A 14499-nucleotide genomic window follows, 5' to 3' on the forward strand; every position below is an offset into this window, starting at 1 on the left:
GCGGTCGCCTGGATCAGGCGAAGATGGTCAGCATATAGGCGGCGAACAGCGCCAGGTGGGCGGTGCCGTTCAGCACGTTGGTGCGGCCGGTGGAGAAGGAGATCTGGCACAGGATCAGCACCGTCAGCATCACCACCATATGCGGCGCCTGCAGGCCGAAGATCAGCGTCTGGCCGGTCAGCGTGGCGATAATGGTTACCGCCGGCACCGTCAGGGAAATGGTCGCCAGCACCGAACCGAAGAACAGGTTCATGGCGCGCTGCACCTGGTTGTTCAGCACCGCGCGCAGGGCGCCCAGCCCTTCCGGCGACAGGATCAGCAGCGCCACCAGGAAGCCGGTGAACTGAGCCGGCGCGTTCACTTTGGTCAGCAGACCTTCCAGCGGGCCGGCGTTGAATTTGGTCACCGCGATTACCGCCACCAGGTGCACCACCAGCCAGGCGGCGTGCCACAGGCTGCTGTGGGAGGACGGCTTGCCGTGGTGCGGGTCGCCATCGTCGTCTTCATGTTCGTAGACAAACAGATTTTGGTGCGTTTTGGTCTGAATCAGCAGGAAAACGCCGTACATGGCGGCGGAAATCATCGCGACCAGCAGCGACTGGCCGGTGCTGAAGTTGCCGCCCGGCAGGGCGCTGGGCAGCACCAGCACGATCACCGCCAGTGGGAAAATCGCCATCAGATACTGTTTGATGCCGCCGAGGTTGACGTACTGGGTGGCGAACTTGCGCCCGCCCAGCAGCAGGGCGACGCCCACCAGTCCGGCGGTGACGATCATAATGATGGAATACAGGGTGTCGCGCATCAGGGCCGGCGCGGCGTCGCCGGTGGCCATCAGCGCGGAGATCAGGCTGACCTCCAGGATCACCACCGACAGGCTGAGGATCAGCGAGCCGTAGGGTTCGCCCAGGCGGTGGGCCAGCACGTCGGCATGGCGCACGACGCTGAAGGCGCTGCTCAGAATACCGAACAGCGCGAGAATATTGATGCCGACGATCAGCGGGAAGTTGCTGGTGCCGCTCCACAGGTTCAGGACAACCAGCGCAGCGATGGGGAAAATCAGGGAGTATTCGGTATGGCGGGATTTAGATCGGCCAGGATCGTGTTGCGACTTCATGGATAGTACGTCTCCTTTCTCGAACTGCAGGTTCCCGGTTGAGCGCTAATCGCCTGTATAACCGACGATTTCACGTATCGCGGAGGATACTTAATCATAGGATATGCTGACTGGATTGCACCGTGGGAATGGTGATGTTGTGGCGTTATGAGCAAGAAAAAACTTGCTTTATGTGACATAGAGTAACAAAAAAACCGCAGGGGATGCGGTTTTTTTTACTTACTTTTACGCAGCTAAGCGATTTTTTATCATTAACCCGCTAAAAAAATCAGTTAATGCCAAATTTCTTTGCGAATACACGCAGCTTGCGTCGATCAGGAATCAATATTGTCCATGATTTCATGGCGGGTCTCATGATAACCCTCCTCATTTAGCCCCTCACGCCAGTAAGGCACCGCATAAAGCTGATTACGCTCACATTGACGTTCACGACGCAGGTAGCGGCGCAGCGTGACCACCAGCTGGTCCTCGCCGGCCAGCCAGAAGTGCGTGCGGCCGGCGGGCAGCGGCTGCGCGCAGAACTGGGTGACCAGCTCGGCGGTTTTGTCGGTGCCGCCGATAATCCAGCTCAGTTCAAAACCGGCCGGCTTGCGCAGATCGAGGGCATCGGCGCTGCTGTCGACGCGGATAAAGGCGTGTCCTTCGCTGCGCGCCGGCAGGTTTTCCAGCAGGGCGGCGATGGCCGGCAGCGATGAAGGGTCGCCCGCCAGACAGTAAAAGTCGGCGTCCGGCAGCATGGGTTTTGGCCCGCCGGGGTTGCTGATGCCGATTTTGTCGCCGGCTTTGGCATGGCGGGCGAAGCTGACCGCCGGGCCGTTATGATCGTGCATGGCGAATTCGATGTCGATTTCCCGCTGCTCCGGGCGAATGGCGCGCACGGAGTAGGTGCGCACCAGCGGGCGTACGGCGTCCGCCGCCCAGACCGGGCCATTTTCCGTCAGGCGCGGCAGGTCAGGCTGGCTTTGCCCGGCGCGCGGCAGAAAGACTTTGATATGCGCCGCGGCGGCGTTGGCCGGGTAGTACTGTAAATCGTCGGCATAAAACGTGATGCGACGCAGGTGCGGCGTTACGTCCTCAACGCGGGCAACGCTGATTAAATAGGGGGCGCGGGTGCGGGATGCTTCGGTAGTCACGGCGTTCTCCTGTTGTCGTTGTGGCGGCAGTATACCACGACGGTTGATAATGAGAATCGTTGCCAATTAAAGGCGCACCGTTTGCCAATGTCGCGGTTTATTCCCCGGATAACATTGCGGTTATTTTCTCCGATTGGGGGAACCAATATATGAGGCTTATATGTCCGGCTGACAAAGAAGGAAATATTATTGCTGCTGGGTACAAATACTTTTGCCGGTAAAAAAGCGCCGGAGACTTGATTGCCGCTGCGGAAAAGAATAGTGTCATCATTAGGCGGTTAAATAGTGAACTAATAAAATTCCGTATATATCCGTCATACTTCAAGTGACAGGTGCGTTGGCTGCATGAATCAGTTACCGGAGTAAGTTCAGCGGGATTCTGCCGGTACCTTGAATTATTAGGCTATGAGAGTGATAGGTTTAAATCAGTGGTGATGGGAAGCAGCGGCGCTGCTACCCGGGAGGTTGATCGGTGTTAACGCGAGATTTTCTGCAGCAGGCAGATTGCAAAACGGCATTTGGTGCCATCGAAGAGACGCTGTTGCTGACGCCGGAGCAGCGGGCGGCGTCGCTGGCGAGTACGCTGGCGCAGCGGCCGGACAGCGGCCCGGTCTGGGTCTTTGGCTACGGCTCGCTGATGTGGAACCCGATTTTTGAAGCGGAAGAGGTGCTGCCCGCTACCCTGCAGGGCTGGCACCGGGCGTTCTGTCTGCGCCTGACCGCCGGGCGCGGCACCCAGCACCAGCCTGGCCGCATGCTGGCGTTGAAGGCTGGCGGGCAGACCCGCGGTCTGGCCTTCCGCCTGCCGCAGGCGCAGCTGGAAGACGAGCTGGCGCTGTTGTGGAAACGCGAAATGGTGACCGGCTGTTACCTGCCGACCTGGTGCGAGCTGACGCTGGACGGCGGCCAGCGCATCACCGCGCTGGCGTTTGTGATGGACGCGCAGCATCCGCTGTTTGAGGAAGATACCTGCCATCAGGTGGTGACGCCGCTGATCGCCAGCGCCAGCGGCCCGCTGGGCAGCAACGCCCAGTATCTGTTTGCCCTCGACCGCGAACTGAAAAACCACGGCATGCATGATGACGCCATCGGTGAGCTGGCCAGCAGCGTGCGCCAATGGCTGCAGCAGCATGCGCCGCTTGCAGGCTAAAGCGCGACGGGCGCGTCTGGTTATACCCAATCCCTCTATTTAATAACTGTCAGCAAGGGCGGAAAATAAACCGCCCTTTAGCTATGGTTATCCATCCTGTTGTTTTTATTTGATTTTCATTTTTAACCCGCCGGGCGCCGGCAGAATGCGGCGCCCGGGCGACGTCTTATCGTGAAAAAGCATAACTAAAGGCTATTTCTTATTTGTGAGCCTGCCGCTGTCCCCGTATCAATATTAGGAAATCGTGCGCAATGGGGGACAGGATGAATTTCCAACAATTAAAAATTATTCGGGAATCGGCCCGTCGTAATTACAATCTGACCGAAGTGGCCAATACCTTATTTACTTCACAGTCGGGGGTCAGCCGACATATTCGCGAACTGGAAGAAGAGCTGGGCATCGAAATATTTATTCGCCGCGGTAAACGCCTGCTGGGAATGACCGAACCCGGCAAAGAGCTGCTGGTGGTGGCCGAACGTATTCTGAACGATGCCAACAATATTCGCCGGCTGGCGGATGTGTTCAGCAGCAACGACGACGGGCAGCTGCATATCGCCACCACCCATACTCAGGCGCGTTACAGCCTGCCGCGGGTGATTAAGGAGTTCCGCGCCCTGTATCCGCGGGTGCGGGTGGTGCTTAATCAGGGCACGCCGGAGGAGATTGCCGCCATGCTGGCCTCCGGGGAGGCGGATATCGGCATCGCCAGCGAGCGGCTGATCAACGACGACGCGCTGGCGGCGTTTCCTTACTATCGCTGGCACCATGCGATTCTGGTGCCGGAAAACCACCCGCTGACGCAGGCCGGGCCGCTGACGCTGGAGCAACTGAGCACTCAGCCGCTGATCACCTACCGGCAGGGCATTACCGGGCGTTCGCGTCTGGATGCGGCCTTTAAGGCGGCGGGGCTGACGCCGGACATCGCCCTCAGCGCGCAGGATTCCGACGTGATTAAAACCTATGTGGAGCTGGGGCTGGGCGTGGGGGTGCTGGCCGATATGTCGTACGAGAAAGAGCGCGATCGCGGACTGGTCAGCCTGAATGCCGAACACCTGTTCGAGCCGAATACCGTCTGGCTGGGGTTGAAGCGCAGCCAGCTGCAGCGTAATTACGCCTGGCGTTTTATTCAGCTGTGCAACCCGACGCTGACGCTGACGGAGATTAAAGAGAAGGTGTTTTCCGCTCAGCTTGAAGCGGCGATCGATTACCAGATTTAGCCGGTTGGCCCGTCAGGCGGGGAGCGCTGCCCCCGCCTGGATCATACGGTGATTCTTAGTTTTGGCAGCCCATCAGCTCGGGTAATACGCCCGGTTTACTCTTCAGTTTATCTTGTACCGCATCCGGCAGGCCGGCCCACAGAATCAGGCCGCTGCGCTTTTCCACCTCGTTGACGGTGGTGCGGAACTGGCAGAAGTCGGCGTCGCGCGGGGTGTCTTGGTCAAAGATAAAGGCGGCGTAGTGGTTCACCTCCGGACTGTTGTTGATAAAGATCACCTTCCAGTAGCCGCTGGGAATGGTGTGCGGCTTGCTGGTGCCGGGCAGTTTGCCGATCTCGCGCTCATACAGCGGGCCGGTAACGGTATACACCGAACTGACGTCGGCGCGGGCGATCAGTTTGCGCTCCTGATCTTCCAGCGCCGCCCAGGATCCCTGGTTCAGCGCCGATTTTTGCGGCGTGATGTTGGAAAGATAGTTCAGCGATTCCCAGTCCGACACGTTCGCCAGCGAGGCCAGCGGCGCCTGATGGCCGCGATCCACCTGCAGGGCGGCATTGGCGCCGGTGTAGTCGGCAGGGGCCAGGGTATCCTGCGGATCCAGCGCCGGGTCGGTTTTCCAGCTGCGGGTTTTACCGCTGGCCAGCGTATCTTTGGTGATGTGATAGGCCACCCAGTTGGCGAACTTGGTGCTGCTGTTGTTATTCAGCGTGTAGGCGTGGCGCACAATCGATACGTTGGTGCTGCCGCCGGTGGGGCAGCCGACGGCGCAGTTGTCGATCGACTCGGACGCAGCGGCGAAGGTCTGTGCGCTGACGAGCAGGGCCAGCAGGGAGAAAAGCTGTTTCAAACGCATGGTGGTATCCTCAATAAGTTAGAAAATACTGTATTTATTTACAGTGCTTTTAACCTATCGCAGCGTTATGAATACAACAATGCAACATATTGATATTGGTGATGTGTTGTGGGGGATACATAAAAGAGAGGCGTTGAGGCGAAAAAAAACCGCCCCGAAGGGCGGTCAGTGCAGCGGTTTTAACGTACCAGATGCAGGAAGTGCAGGTGCTTCTCGTACTGGTCGAGAATATCGTGGATGATCTGTTCCTGCGTCCAGCCCATCACGTCGTAGTCCTGGCCGCCTTCCTTCAGGTGGATTTCCGCACGGTAGTACTTGTGCTCTTCGTCGCGCTCTTCATCGTTCAGCCCCGCCAGGGCGAAGGCCGGCTGAATATACGCGCGCAGGCGCACTTCATACACGAAGTTCAGGTCGTCGCCCAAATCCACTTCAAAGCGGATACGGTCATCCTGCGTATCGTCGATCGAGGATTCGGTGTTCTGTTTTATCAGCTCGGCTTCCACCAGCGTCATCGCCGGATGCACCACTTCGCTGACAAAGCGCTTCACGTGCGAGCGTTTCGGGAAGTAGGCAATATTACGCAGGCGCCGCTGCCAGGAGATCGGGTTGCGCGCGGCGGTCGGCGCGATGGTGGTCATCATCTGACTGTCGCGCTTATAGGCGTCTACCCGCAGCGCTTTCAGCAGCCCGTAAATCGAGATCAGCAGGATAATGGAGAACGGCAGGGCGCTGGCGATGGTGACCGTCTGCAGCGCGCTCAGGCCGCCGGCGACCAGCAGCGCGATCGCCACCACCCCCATCAGCGCAGCCCAGAAGATACGCTGCCAGATTGGCGTCTTGTCGGAGCCGCCGGAGGCCAGCGTATCCACCACCATGGCGCCGGAGTCCGCCGAGGTGACGAAGAACACCACCACCATCGCCATGGCGATAAACGACAGAATATTGGCGAACGGGAAGTGCTCCAGGAAGTTAAACAGCGCCAGCGAAACGTCGGTCTGCACCGTGGTTGCCAGATCGCGTGCGCCCTCGGTCATAATCAGATTGATAGCGCTGTTGCCGAAGAAGGTCATCCACAGCAGGGTGAAGCCGGCCGGGACAAACAGCACGCCGGTGACGAATTCGCGGATGGTGCGGCCGCGGGAGACGCGGGCGATAAACATGCCGACAAACGGCGACCAGGAGAGCCACCAGCCCCAGTAGAGCAGCGTCCAGCCGCCCAGCCAGTTGCTGGATTTCGGCTCGTAGGCGTACAGGTTAAAGGTTTTACTGACGATCTCGGACAGGTAGCCGCCGGTGTTCTCCACAAAGGATTTCAGCAGCAGCACGGTTGGGCCGAGGATGCCGACCAGCACCAGCAGCAGGATCGCCAGGCTGAGGTTCAGTTCGGACAGAATGCGGATGCCCTTATCCAGACCGGACACCACCGACAGCGTCGCCAGCCCGGTAATCACCACGATCAGCACCACCTGCACCGTTTCATTGATCGGCAGGCCGAACAGATGGTTCAGACCGGCGTTCACCTGCAGCACGCCGTAGCCCAGCGAGGTGGCGACGCCGAAAACGGTGCCGATCACGGCGAAGATATCCACCGCATGGCCCAGCGGCCCGTAGATGCGGTCGCCGATAATCGGATACAGCGCCGAGCGCAGCGTTAACGGCAGGCCGTGACGGTAGCTGAAGAACGCCAGGATCAGCGCCACGATGGCGTAAATCGCCCAGGCGTGCAGGCCCCAGTGGAAGAAGGTCAGGCGCATCGCCTGTTTGGCCGCTTCCACCGTTTCCGGCGTGCCGACCGGCGGCGAAAGATAGTGCATCACCGGCTCGGCGACGCCGAAGAACATCAGGCCGATGCCCATGCCGGCGGAAAACAGCATGGCGAACCAGGAGACATAGCTGAAGTCCGGCTGGGCGTGGTCCGGCCCCAGCTTGATGTTGCCGTAACGCGACAGGCCGAGATAGGTGACGCTGAGCAGGATCAGCGCGACCGCCAGAATATAGAACCAGCTGGCGTTGGTGAATATCCCCTGTTGAAGTGCTTTGAATTTACGATCGGCCAGCTCGGGATAGAGCGCGGCAAACGCCACCAGGACGATGATCAGTGCGGCGGAAATGAAAAATACCGGAGGATTGATATGGCTACGACGGGCCACGTTTTCAGTGTCGTTTTGGCTCATAGAATACCTTCTAGTCCGTTAGGGAGTGATATCCCCTTTATGCTTGAAGCTGCATCTGTGTCACCGACGGTTGCACCCAAATGATTGATTTATTGAGGTGCGCTCCCTTACCGTCGCGATGCAAGTCCAAATTATTTGGGATAAAGCTACTGATTGGAAATAACAACTCCAGAGAAAATGGGCGCAGGACGCCCGAAAAATAGTGCCGGGGAAGTATACACGAAAATTGACATAACTTGAATTTACGGGGAATGAACTTAGTTATTTCATTGATTTTACTGACTAATGCAAGACGCCTGCCGACGCTGTCGGCAGGCGGAATAGGTCAGAAACGCCAGAAGGTGCGGGAGCATAAAATCAGAATCGGGTAAATCTCCAGACGCCCCAGCAGCATGGCGGCGCACATCAGCCATTTGGCGGGATCGGAGAGCGTGCCGAAGCCGGCCGCCGTCTCGCCGAACCCCAGGCCCATATTGTTGATACAGGCGGCGACGGTGGCGAACGCGGTCATCATGTCATAGCCCATCAGATTCAGCGCCCAGACGAACAGGCAGCTGAACAGCACGTACAGAAAGAAAAAGCTCCATACCGAACGTAGTACGCGATCGTGCACCGAGGCATCGCCGACCTTGATGGTGAAAATGGCGTTGGGGTGCACCAGCTGGTTGACCTCGTGGCGGCTCACTTTGTACATGATCAGAAAGCGCAGCGCTTTAATCCCGCCGCAGGTTGAGCCTACACAGCCGCCGAAGAAACTGGCGCCGAGCAGCAGCAGGATGGCGTTGGTCGGCGTTTTGGCGTAGTCGGCGGTGGCCAAGCCGTTGTCGGTCATCATCGAACTGGTGAGGAAAAAGCCGTGCACCAGCGCGTCTTTGAGGCCGTACATGCCGGAGCGGTACAGCTCGATCACCACGATGGCTACGATAATGGACAGAATCAGCAGGAAAAAGCGCAGCTCGGGGTTGCGCAGCAGCGGCTTCAGGCTGCGGCGGCTGACGGCGACGAAGAACAGGGTGAAGTTGATGGCCGCCAGCACGGAGAAAACACCGCCGACCAGCTCGATCGGCGCGCTGTCGAAATAGCCCAGGCTCTCATTGCGGGTGGAGAAGCCGCCCAGCGAGACGGTGGACAGCGCATGGCACAGGGCGTCGAACCAGGGCATACCGACCAGGCGGTACGCCAGGGTGCACAGCAGCCCCAGCCCGAGATAAATCAGCCACAGGTTTTTGGCGGTGTCGGCCAGGCGCGGCGTCAGGCGCTCCTCCTTAAACGGGCCGGGCATTTCCGACTGATACAGTTTGGCGCCGCCGATCCCCAGCAGCGGCAGCACCGCCACCGCCAGAACGATAACCCCCAAACCGCCGACAAAATTCAGCTGCGCGCGGTAGTAAAGGAAGGACTTCGGCACCGAGGAGACGTCGTTCAGCACCGAGGCGCCGGTGGTGGTGATGCCTGAGACGCCCTCGAACATGGCGTCCACCAGGCTGATGTTCAGGGTATCGTCAAGCCACAGCGGCAGGGCGCTGATGATGGAAAACAGCAGCCAGAACAGCACGATGATTAAAAAACCGTCCTGGGTGCGCAGCTGTACTTTCGACTGGCGGCTGCTGAACCAGCCGAGGCCGCCGACCGATGCGGCGATCACCAGCGTATAGAAGAACGAGAAGATGCTCTTTTCTTTATAGAGCAACGCCATTAATAACGGGGGAATCATGGAAAGGCTGTAAAGAACCACTAAAAAACTGCAAAGGTGAACAACAATAACCAGTTGTTTTGTTTTAACCATGCTTGCGCCCGGATTGCCGAAGGACTGTGCGTCAACACATTGATAGAAGTCACTATAGAATAGCGCGGACGATATAAAAATATCATAAAAATTATCGGCTCCGCGCGTGTCCCGGCAAGGATAGCGTCAGCGGCTCAGGTTACTCAGCGCCAGCAGCGCGCCGAACGTAACCAGCAACCCGCCGAACAGGCGGTCGATACCGCGGCGCAGGCGCAGAAAGCGCGCGCTGACGCCCGGGGCAGAGAAGAACAGCGCCACGCAGCCAAACCACAGCATATGCGCCAGAGAGATGAACAACCCGTAGCCGATCTGCAGCCACAGCGGGCTTTGCGGGTTAACCACCTGCATAAACAGGCTGACGATGAAAACGGTGGTCTTGGGGTTCAGCACATTGGTCAGAAACCCGGTTTTCAGTGCGCGCCAGTCACTGATGTGCAGCACCGGCGTTGCTGCGTGCGCCGGCGCTGCGGTTGCATGACGGTACATCTGTACGCCCAGATAAATCAGGTAGGCCGCGCCGATAAATTTCAGCAGGGTGAATAGCCACAGCGAGCGTTGAATCAGCAGGCCGACGCCGATCAGCGTGTAGCCCACGTGGACCAGCACGCCGAGGCTGATGCCTAGCGCGCAGTAAAGCCCGGCGGCGCGCGAACCGCTCAGGCTGTTGCGCGATACCATGGCGAAATCCGGGCCGGGGCTGATCACGGCGAGTAAAGTCAGGGTGACGACGGCAATAAGTTCGGTCATAGTGGGCCTGTATAAGATATTGATTAGATAGGGTTGCATTGTTGAACGTCGCGAACAGGGAGACAAACGATGAAAACTGACAAAATCGGTGAGCCTATCTCACGCAAAATCGGCAGGAACATTTCGCTGGGCGGGCTGCGTTGTTTTGAGGCGGCGGCCAGGCTGGAAAGCTTTACCCAGGCGGCGCACAGCCTGAGCCTGACCCATGGCGCCATCAGCCGGGCGGTGCGGGCGCTGGAGAATGAATTGGGGCTGGCGCTGTTTGAACGGCGTCACCGCCGGGTCTATCTGACGGCGGCCGGGCGCAAGCTGTGGCAGGCCAGCCAGCAGGCGTTCGATATCCTTGAGCAGAGCGTGCAGGAACTGTATCTGCAGGCGCAAAACGCGCCGATCGTCCTCTCCTGTGAGCCGACGTTACTGATGCGCTGGTTGATTCCGCGCATGCCGGAATTCCTGCGCACCCATCCGGCCATTCATGTGCAGCTGGTGGCCGGCGGCGGCGCGGTGGCGTTTCAGGATGGCATCACGCTGGCGATTCGGCGTAATGATTTTGACTGGGGCGCCAGCGTGCACAGCATCCCGCTGTTCAGTGAAAAGATCGGCCCGGTCTGCAAACCGGAAATGCTGGCGCAGTTTGTCGAGGGCAGCCAGACAGAGCCGCGTTTGCGCCGCGATGCGGCACTGCTGCAGACCGCCACCCGGCCCGACGCCTGGGCGGATTGGGCGCAGGCGCAGGGGGTCTCGATCGAGGGTATGCCGCAGCAGCGTTTCGAGCACTTCTACTTTAGCCTACAGGCGGCGGTCGCCGGGCTGGGCGTGGCGATTGGGCCGTGGCAACAGGTGCGTGATGATATCGACGCCGGGCTACTGGCGGCGCCGTTCGGCTTTCGCCATGACGGCAGCGGCTACAGCCTGCTGACGCCGCAGCCGGTCACGCCGGGCAGCGCGGCGGAAACCCTGCTGCATTGGCTGCAGCGCCAGGCGATGGAGCTTTAGAAGGAGATGTTGCGGATAAAGCGCAGCGGGCCGTCACCGCGGTTAGCGTAGGCGTACTGCTGATCGCTGTTAAAAACGTAGGTATCGCCGGCGCACAGCGTCAGCGTCTGCTGCTCCAGCAGCAGCGTCAGGCAGCCCTCAATCACATGCACGATTTCGCGCCAGCCTTCGGCATCGGGCTGCGAGTGATACTGTTCGTGCGGCATCAGCGTCCACTGCCACAGCTCTACCCGCTGGCGCGCCGGCACGCTGGCGGCAACAATCGCCTGGCTGCCCGCCTGTTCGCCCTGCCAGGCCAGCTCGCCCACCAGATGGCTGCCGCGCGCCGCCGGCGCCTGGATCAGGTCGCTGAAAGAGACCTGGAGCGCCGCCGCCAGTTTATCCAGCACCGCCAGGCTGACGTTGCGGTCGCCGGCCTCAATCCCCGCCAGCATGCGGCGGCTGACGCCGGACAGCGCCGCCAGCGCCGTCTGACTCAGCGCCGCCTGCTGACGATAACCGCGCACGTTGCTGCTGAGGTACTGCAGCACCTGGGGCGCGTCGGACTTGCCGTTGTGCACTATATTGCTCATTGTTGCGTAATGTCTCATACTGGCAGGATCTGTGCATTATAGTGCACGTTGTATTTATCTAGAGCAAGTCGGCGTCTATGAGCAAAACATCTTCTACTCCTGGCCTGTGGCTGAAAATCAGACCGCAGGAAGCGATCCTGATTGTGATTACCATGATCTGGGGCGGCACCTTTCTGGCGATTCATCATGCGATGACGGTCAGCGGCCCGTTCTTTTTTGTCGGGCTGCGCTTCGGCACCGCCGCGCTGGCGTTAACGCTGTTTTCACTGAACAGCCTGCGCGGGCTGACCTGGTATGAGTGCAAGGCGGGGATGCTGATCGGCGTGACGATCGCCGTGGGCTACAGCCTGCAGAGCATCGGGCTGCAGACCATCAGCAGCAGCCAGTCGGCGTTTATTACCGCGATGTACGTGCCGATGGTGCCGCTGCTGCAGTGGCTGGTGCTCAAGCGTTTTCCGGGCCTGATGGCCTGGGTCGGCATCCTGCTGGCCTTCAGCGGCCTGATGCTGCTGGCCGGGCCGAGCAACAGCGAGGTCAGCTTCAGTTTGGGCGAGACCGTGACGCTGATCGGCACCGTGGCGGTGGCGGCGGAAATTATCCTGATCGGCGCCTATGCCGGCAAGGTGAACGTCAGGCGGGTGACCGTCGTTCAGCTGGCGACCGCCTCGCTGCTCTCTTTCCTGATGATGGTGCCGAGCGGCGAAGCGGTGCCGGCCTATTCCGACTATCTGCTGTACTGCGCCGTGGGGCTTGGCATCGCCAGCGCGCTGATCCAGCTCACCATGAACTGGGCGCAGCGCAGTATTTCGCCGACGCGGGCCACGGTGATTTATGCCGGTGAGCCGGTGTGGGCCGGCGTGGTGGGGCGTATCGCCGGGGAACGTTTACCGGGCGCCGCGCTGCTTGGCGGGGCGTTGATCGTGCTGGGGGTGATTGTCAGCGAACTGCGTATCCGGCGGAAGAAAAAACGTGAGGCCGTGGCGGAGAGTTAGTGCAGGAAGCGGGGAGGCGCGGCCTCCCCGTTAGCGTCAGGCCGCTTTTTTATTGCGCGCCACCAGGTAGCCGATAGCCAGAACCATGAACCACAGCGGCGTAACCATCAGCGCCTGGCGGGTATCGTCCTGCAGGGTCAGCAGCACCAGCACGAAGGCGAAGAACGCCATGCATACCCAGCACATCAGCTTGCCGGCCGGCATTTTGTAAACCGATTTCTGGTGCAGCTGCGGGCGACGCTTGCGGTACACCAGGTACGAACACAAAATGATCGTCCAGACGAACATAAACAGAATGGCGGACACGGTGGTGACCAGGGTAAATACCGTCACCACGTTCGGGATCAGGTAAATCAGCACCACGCCGCCCAGCAGGCAGATGCAGGAGAAGGTCAGGCCGTTAGCCGGCACCGCGCGTTTGGACAGGTTGGCGAATGACTTCGGCGCGTCGCCCTGCTGCGCCAGGCCGTACAGCATACGGCTGGTGGAGAACACGCCGCTGTTGGCGGAGGAGGCGGCCGAGGTCAGCACCACGAAGTTAATCACGCTGGCCGCCGCCGGCAGGCCGACCAGCATAAACAGCTCGACGAACGGGCTCTTGTCGGCCACCACGGAATTCCACGGCGTCACCGACATGATGACGATCAGCGAGAACACGTAGAACATGATGATGCGCAGCGGAATCGAGTTAATCGCACGCGGCAGCACTTTTTCCGGGTCTTTGGTTTCGGCGGCGGTGGTGCCGACCAGCTCGATGCCGACAAAGGCGAACACCGCAATCTGGAAGCCGGCGAAGAAGCCGCTGATGCCTTTCGGGAACATGCCGCCGTCGTTCCACAGGTGTGAGAGCGACGCGACGCTGCCGTTCGGCGACTGGAAGTGGGTGGCGATCATCACCACCCCGGTGACAATCAGGCCGATGATGGCGACGATTTTGATCATCGCAAACCAGAACTCCATCTCACCGAACATCTTCACCGTGGCCAGGTTGAGCGTCAGCAACACCAGCACGCACAGCAGCGACACGATCCACTGCGACAGCCCGGGGAACCAGAACTGGGCGTAGGCGGTGATCGCCACTACGTCGGCAATGCCGGTCACCACCCAGCAGAACCAGTAGGTCCAGCCGGTAAAGAAGCCGGCCCACGGGCCGAGCAGATCGGCGGCGAAATCGCTGAAGGATTTGTACTGCAGATTGGACAGCAGCAGTTCGCCCATCGCCCGCATCACGAAGAACAGCATAAAGCCGATGATCATGTAGACGAAGATAATGGAAGGGCCGGCCAGGCTGATGGTCTTGCCCGAGCCCATAAACAGACCTGTGCCGATAGCGCCGCCGATGGCGATCAGCTGAATATGGCGGTTGGTCAGGTTTCTGCGTAGATGATCGTCTGACGCCTCTGCGGCGTCGGTGGTAATTTTAGCGTGGTCTACCATCTGATGATGTCCTGTCTTACCTGTCATGAGTGAAATTACGAGCTCTAAATTGGCTCTTTCTTATACGTTTATCCGGCTGTCCGGCTTTAATTTAGGTGGTGTTACCAATTCACCTTTGCGTAACATGTTTACAACATTTGACGCCGAGGGGAAAGTTGACTGTTTCTTGTACACAGGCGGTAAATCGGACCTTCAGGAAGCGCAAGGTTACCCTCAGGCATCAAAAATTAACAGCCTTTGCCAACGCTATCTTGTTGATATCCCAAAGGGTTAAGTTTTTAGCATGAAAAAAACTAATGCATGGAAACGGTGAGCCGTCGCAGACGCC

At 59.3% G+C, this 14499-nt stretch carries 12 protein-coding genes; 4 read left to right on the forward strand and 8 right to left on the reverse strand.

The window, feature by feature from the left end; all coding sequences use genetic code 11:
• Positions 1-13 precede the first annotated feature (13 nt).
• Positions 14-1114, reverse strand: a complete 1101-nt coding sequence (gene chaA / locus I6G83_RS15740) for a sodium-potassium/proton antiporter ChaA (protein ID WP_015671871.1) — start codon at positions 1112-1114, stop codon at positions 14-16.
• 314 nt (positions 1115-1428) lie between these two features.
• Positions 1429-2247 carry a siderophore-interacting protein gene (locus I6G83_RS15745; protein ID WP_054306318.1) on the reverse strand — a complete coding sequence of 273 codons (819 nt, stop codon included), beginning with the start codon at positions 2245-2247 and terminating at the stop codon, positions 1429-1431.
• Between the two features lie 472 nt (positions 2248-2719).
• On the opposite strand from I6G83_RS15745, the gene I6G83_RS15750 reads away from it, so the two are divergent.
• Entirely contained in the window at positions 2720-3397 is a 678-nt protein-coding gene (locus tag I6G83_RS15750; protein WP_054306317.1) for a gamma-glutamylcyclotransferase, read from the forward strand.
• Positions 3398-3660: 263 nt separating this feature from the next.
• The gene (gene cbl / locus I6G83_RS15755) at positions 3661-4614 is read left to right on the forward strand and encodes an HTH-type transcriptional regulator Cbl (protein ID WP_041411764.1); all 954 of its coding nucleotides are present in this window, start codon (positions 3661-3663) and stop codon (positions 4612-4614) included.
• A 55-nt stretch (positions 4615-4669) separates the two neighbouring features.
• On the opposite strand, the gene I6G83_RS15760 is transcribed toward cbl, so the two are convergent.
• From I6G83_RS15760 to I6G83_RS15775, 4 genes are all read right to left on the reverse strand, one after another.
• Positions 4670-5467: a DNA/RNA non-specific endonuclease gene (locus I6G83_RS15760; RefSeq protein ID WP_054306316.1), complete on the reverse strand. Its 798-nt coding sequence runs from the start codon at positions 5465-5467 to the stop codon at positions 4670-4672.
• Positions 5468-5646: 179 nt separating this feature from the next.
• Entirely contained in the window at positions 5647-7641 is a 1995-nt protein-coding gene (locus I6G83_RS15765) for a BCCT family transporter (RefSeq protein WP_054306315.1), read from the reverse strand.
• A gap of 325 nt (positions 7642-7966) precedes the next feature.
• Positions 7967-9427, reverse strand: coding sequence for a TrkH family potassium uptake protein (locus tag I6G83_RS15770; protein ID WP_054306314.1), 1461 nt, complete (start codon positions 9425-9427; stop codon positions 7967-7969).
• Positions 9428-9553: 126 nt separating this feature from the next.
• A complete protein-coding gene (locus tag I6G83_RS15775) occupies positions 9554-10174 on the reverse strand; it encodes a LysE family transporter (RefSeq protein WP_054306313.1) in 621 nt (206 codons plus the stop codon).
• A 69-nt stretch (positions 10175-10243) separates the two neighbouring features.
• Here I6G83_RS15775 and I6G83_RS15780 point away from each other — a divergent pair, with 69 nt between their 5' ends.
• Entirely contained in the window at positions 10244-11170 is a 927-nt protein-coding gene (locus I6G83_RS15780; RefSeq protein ID WP_054306312.1) for a LysR family transcriptional regulator, read from the forward strand.
• Here the strand turns inward: I6G83_RS15780 and I6G83_RS15785 are convergent.
• The gene (locus I6G83_RS15785) at positions 11167-11742 is read right to left on the reverse strand and encodes a helix-turn-helix domain-containing protein (protein WP_054306311.1); all 576 of its coding nucleotides are present in this window, start codon (positions 11740-11742) and stop codon (positions 11167-11169) included. The two genes, I6G83_RS15780 and I6G83_RS15785, sit on opposite strands and share 4 nt — an antisense overlap.
• 77 nt (positions 11743-11819) lie before the next feature.
• On the opposite strand from I6G83_RS15785, the gene I6G83_RS15790 reads away from it, so the two are divergent.
• Positions 11820-12734, forward strand: coding sequence for a DMT family transporter (locus I6G83_RS15790; RefSeq protein WP_054306310.1), 915 nt, complete (start codon positions 11820-11822; stop codon positions 12732-12734).
• Between the two features lie 36 nt (positions 12735-12770).
• Here I6G83_RS15790 and cycA read toward each other — a convergent pair whose 3' ends face one another.
• Positions 12771-14171, reverse strand: coding sequence for a D-serine/D-alanine/glycine transporter (cycA, locus tag I6G83_RS15795; RefSeq protein ID WP_054306309.1), 1401 nt, complete (start codon positions 14169-14171; stop codon positions 12771-12773).
• Positions 14172-14499: the final 328 nt, after the last annotated feature.

It is taken from the genome of Serratia rubidaea (assembly GCF_016026735.1).
Classification (GTDB): domain Bacteria; phylum Pseudomonadota; class Gammaproteobacteria; order Enterobacterales; family Enterobacteriaceae; genus Serratia_B; species Serratia_B rubidaea.

Excerpts from the sequence above, each read along its gene's own strand:
- cycA (WP_054306309.1), bottom strand. The coding sequence starts at position 14,171 with ATGGTAGACCACGCTAAAATTACCACCGACGCCGCAGAGGCGTCAGAC.
- cbl (WP_041411764.1), top strand. The coding sequence starts at position 3,661 with ATGAATTTCCAACAATTAAAAATTATTCGGGAATCGGCCCGTCGTAAT.
- chaA (WP_015671871.1), bottom strand. The coding sequence starts at position 1,114 with ATGAAGTCGCAACACGATCCTGGCCGATCTAAATCCCGCCATACCGAA.
- I6G83_RS15775 (WP_054306313.1), bottom strand. The coding sequence starts at position 10,174 with ATGACCGAACTTATTGCCGTCGTCACCCTGACTTTACTCGCCGTGATC.
- I6G83_RS15765 (WP_054306315.1), bottom strand. The coding sequence starts at position 7,641 with ATGAGCCAAAACGACACTGAAAACGTGGCCCGTCGTAGCCATATCAAT.
- I6G83_RS15785 (WP_054306311.1), bottom strand. The coding sequence starts at position 11,742 with ATGAGCAATATAGTGCACAACGGCAAGTCCGACGCGCCCCAGGTGCTG.
- I6G83_RS15790 (WP_054306310.1), top strand. The coding sequence starts at position 11,820 with ATGAGCAAAACATCTTCTACTCCTGGCCTGTGGCTGAAAATCAGACCG.
- I6G83_RS15780 (WP_054306312.1), top strand. The coding sequence starts at position 10,244 with ATGAAAACTGACAAAATCGGTGAGCCTATCTCACGCAAAATCGGCAGG.
- I6G83_RS15770 (WP_054306314.1), bottom strand. The coding sequence starts at position 9,427 with ATGGTTAAAACAAAACAACTGGTTATTGTTGTTCACCTTTGCAGTTTT.
- I6G83_RS15760 (WP_054306316.1), bottom strand. The coding sequence starts at position 5,467 with ATGCGTTTGAAACAGCTTTTCTCCCTGCTGGCCCTGCTCGTCAGCGCA.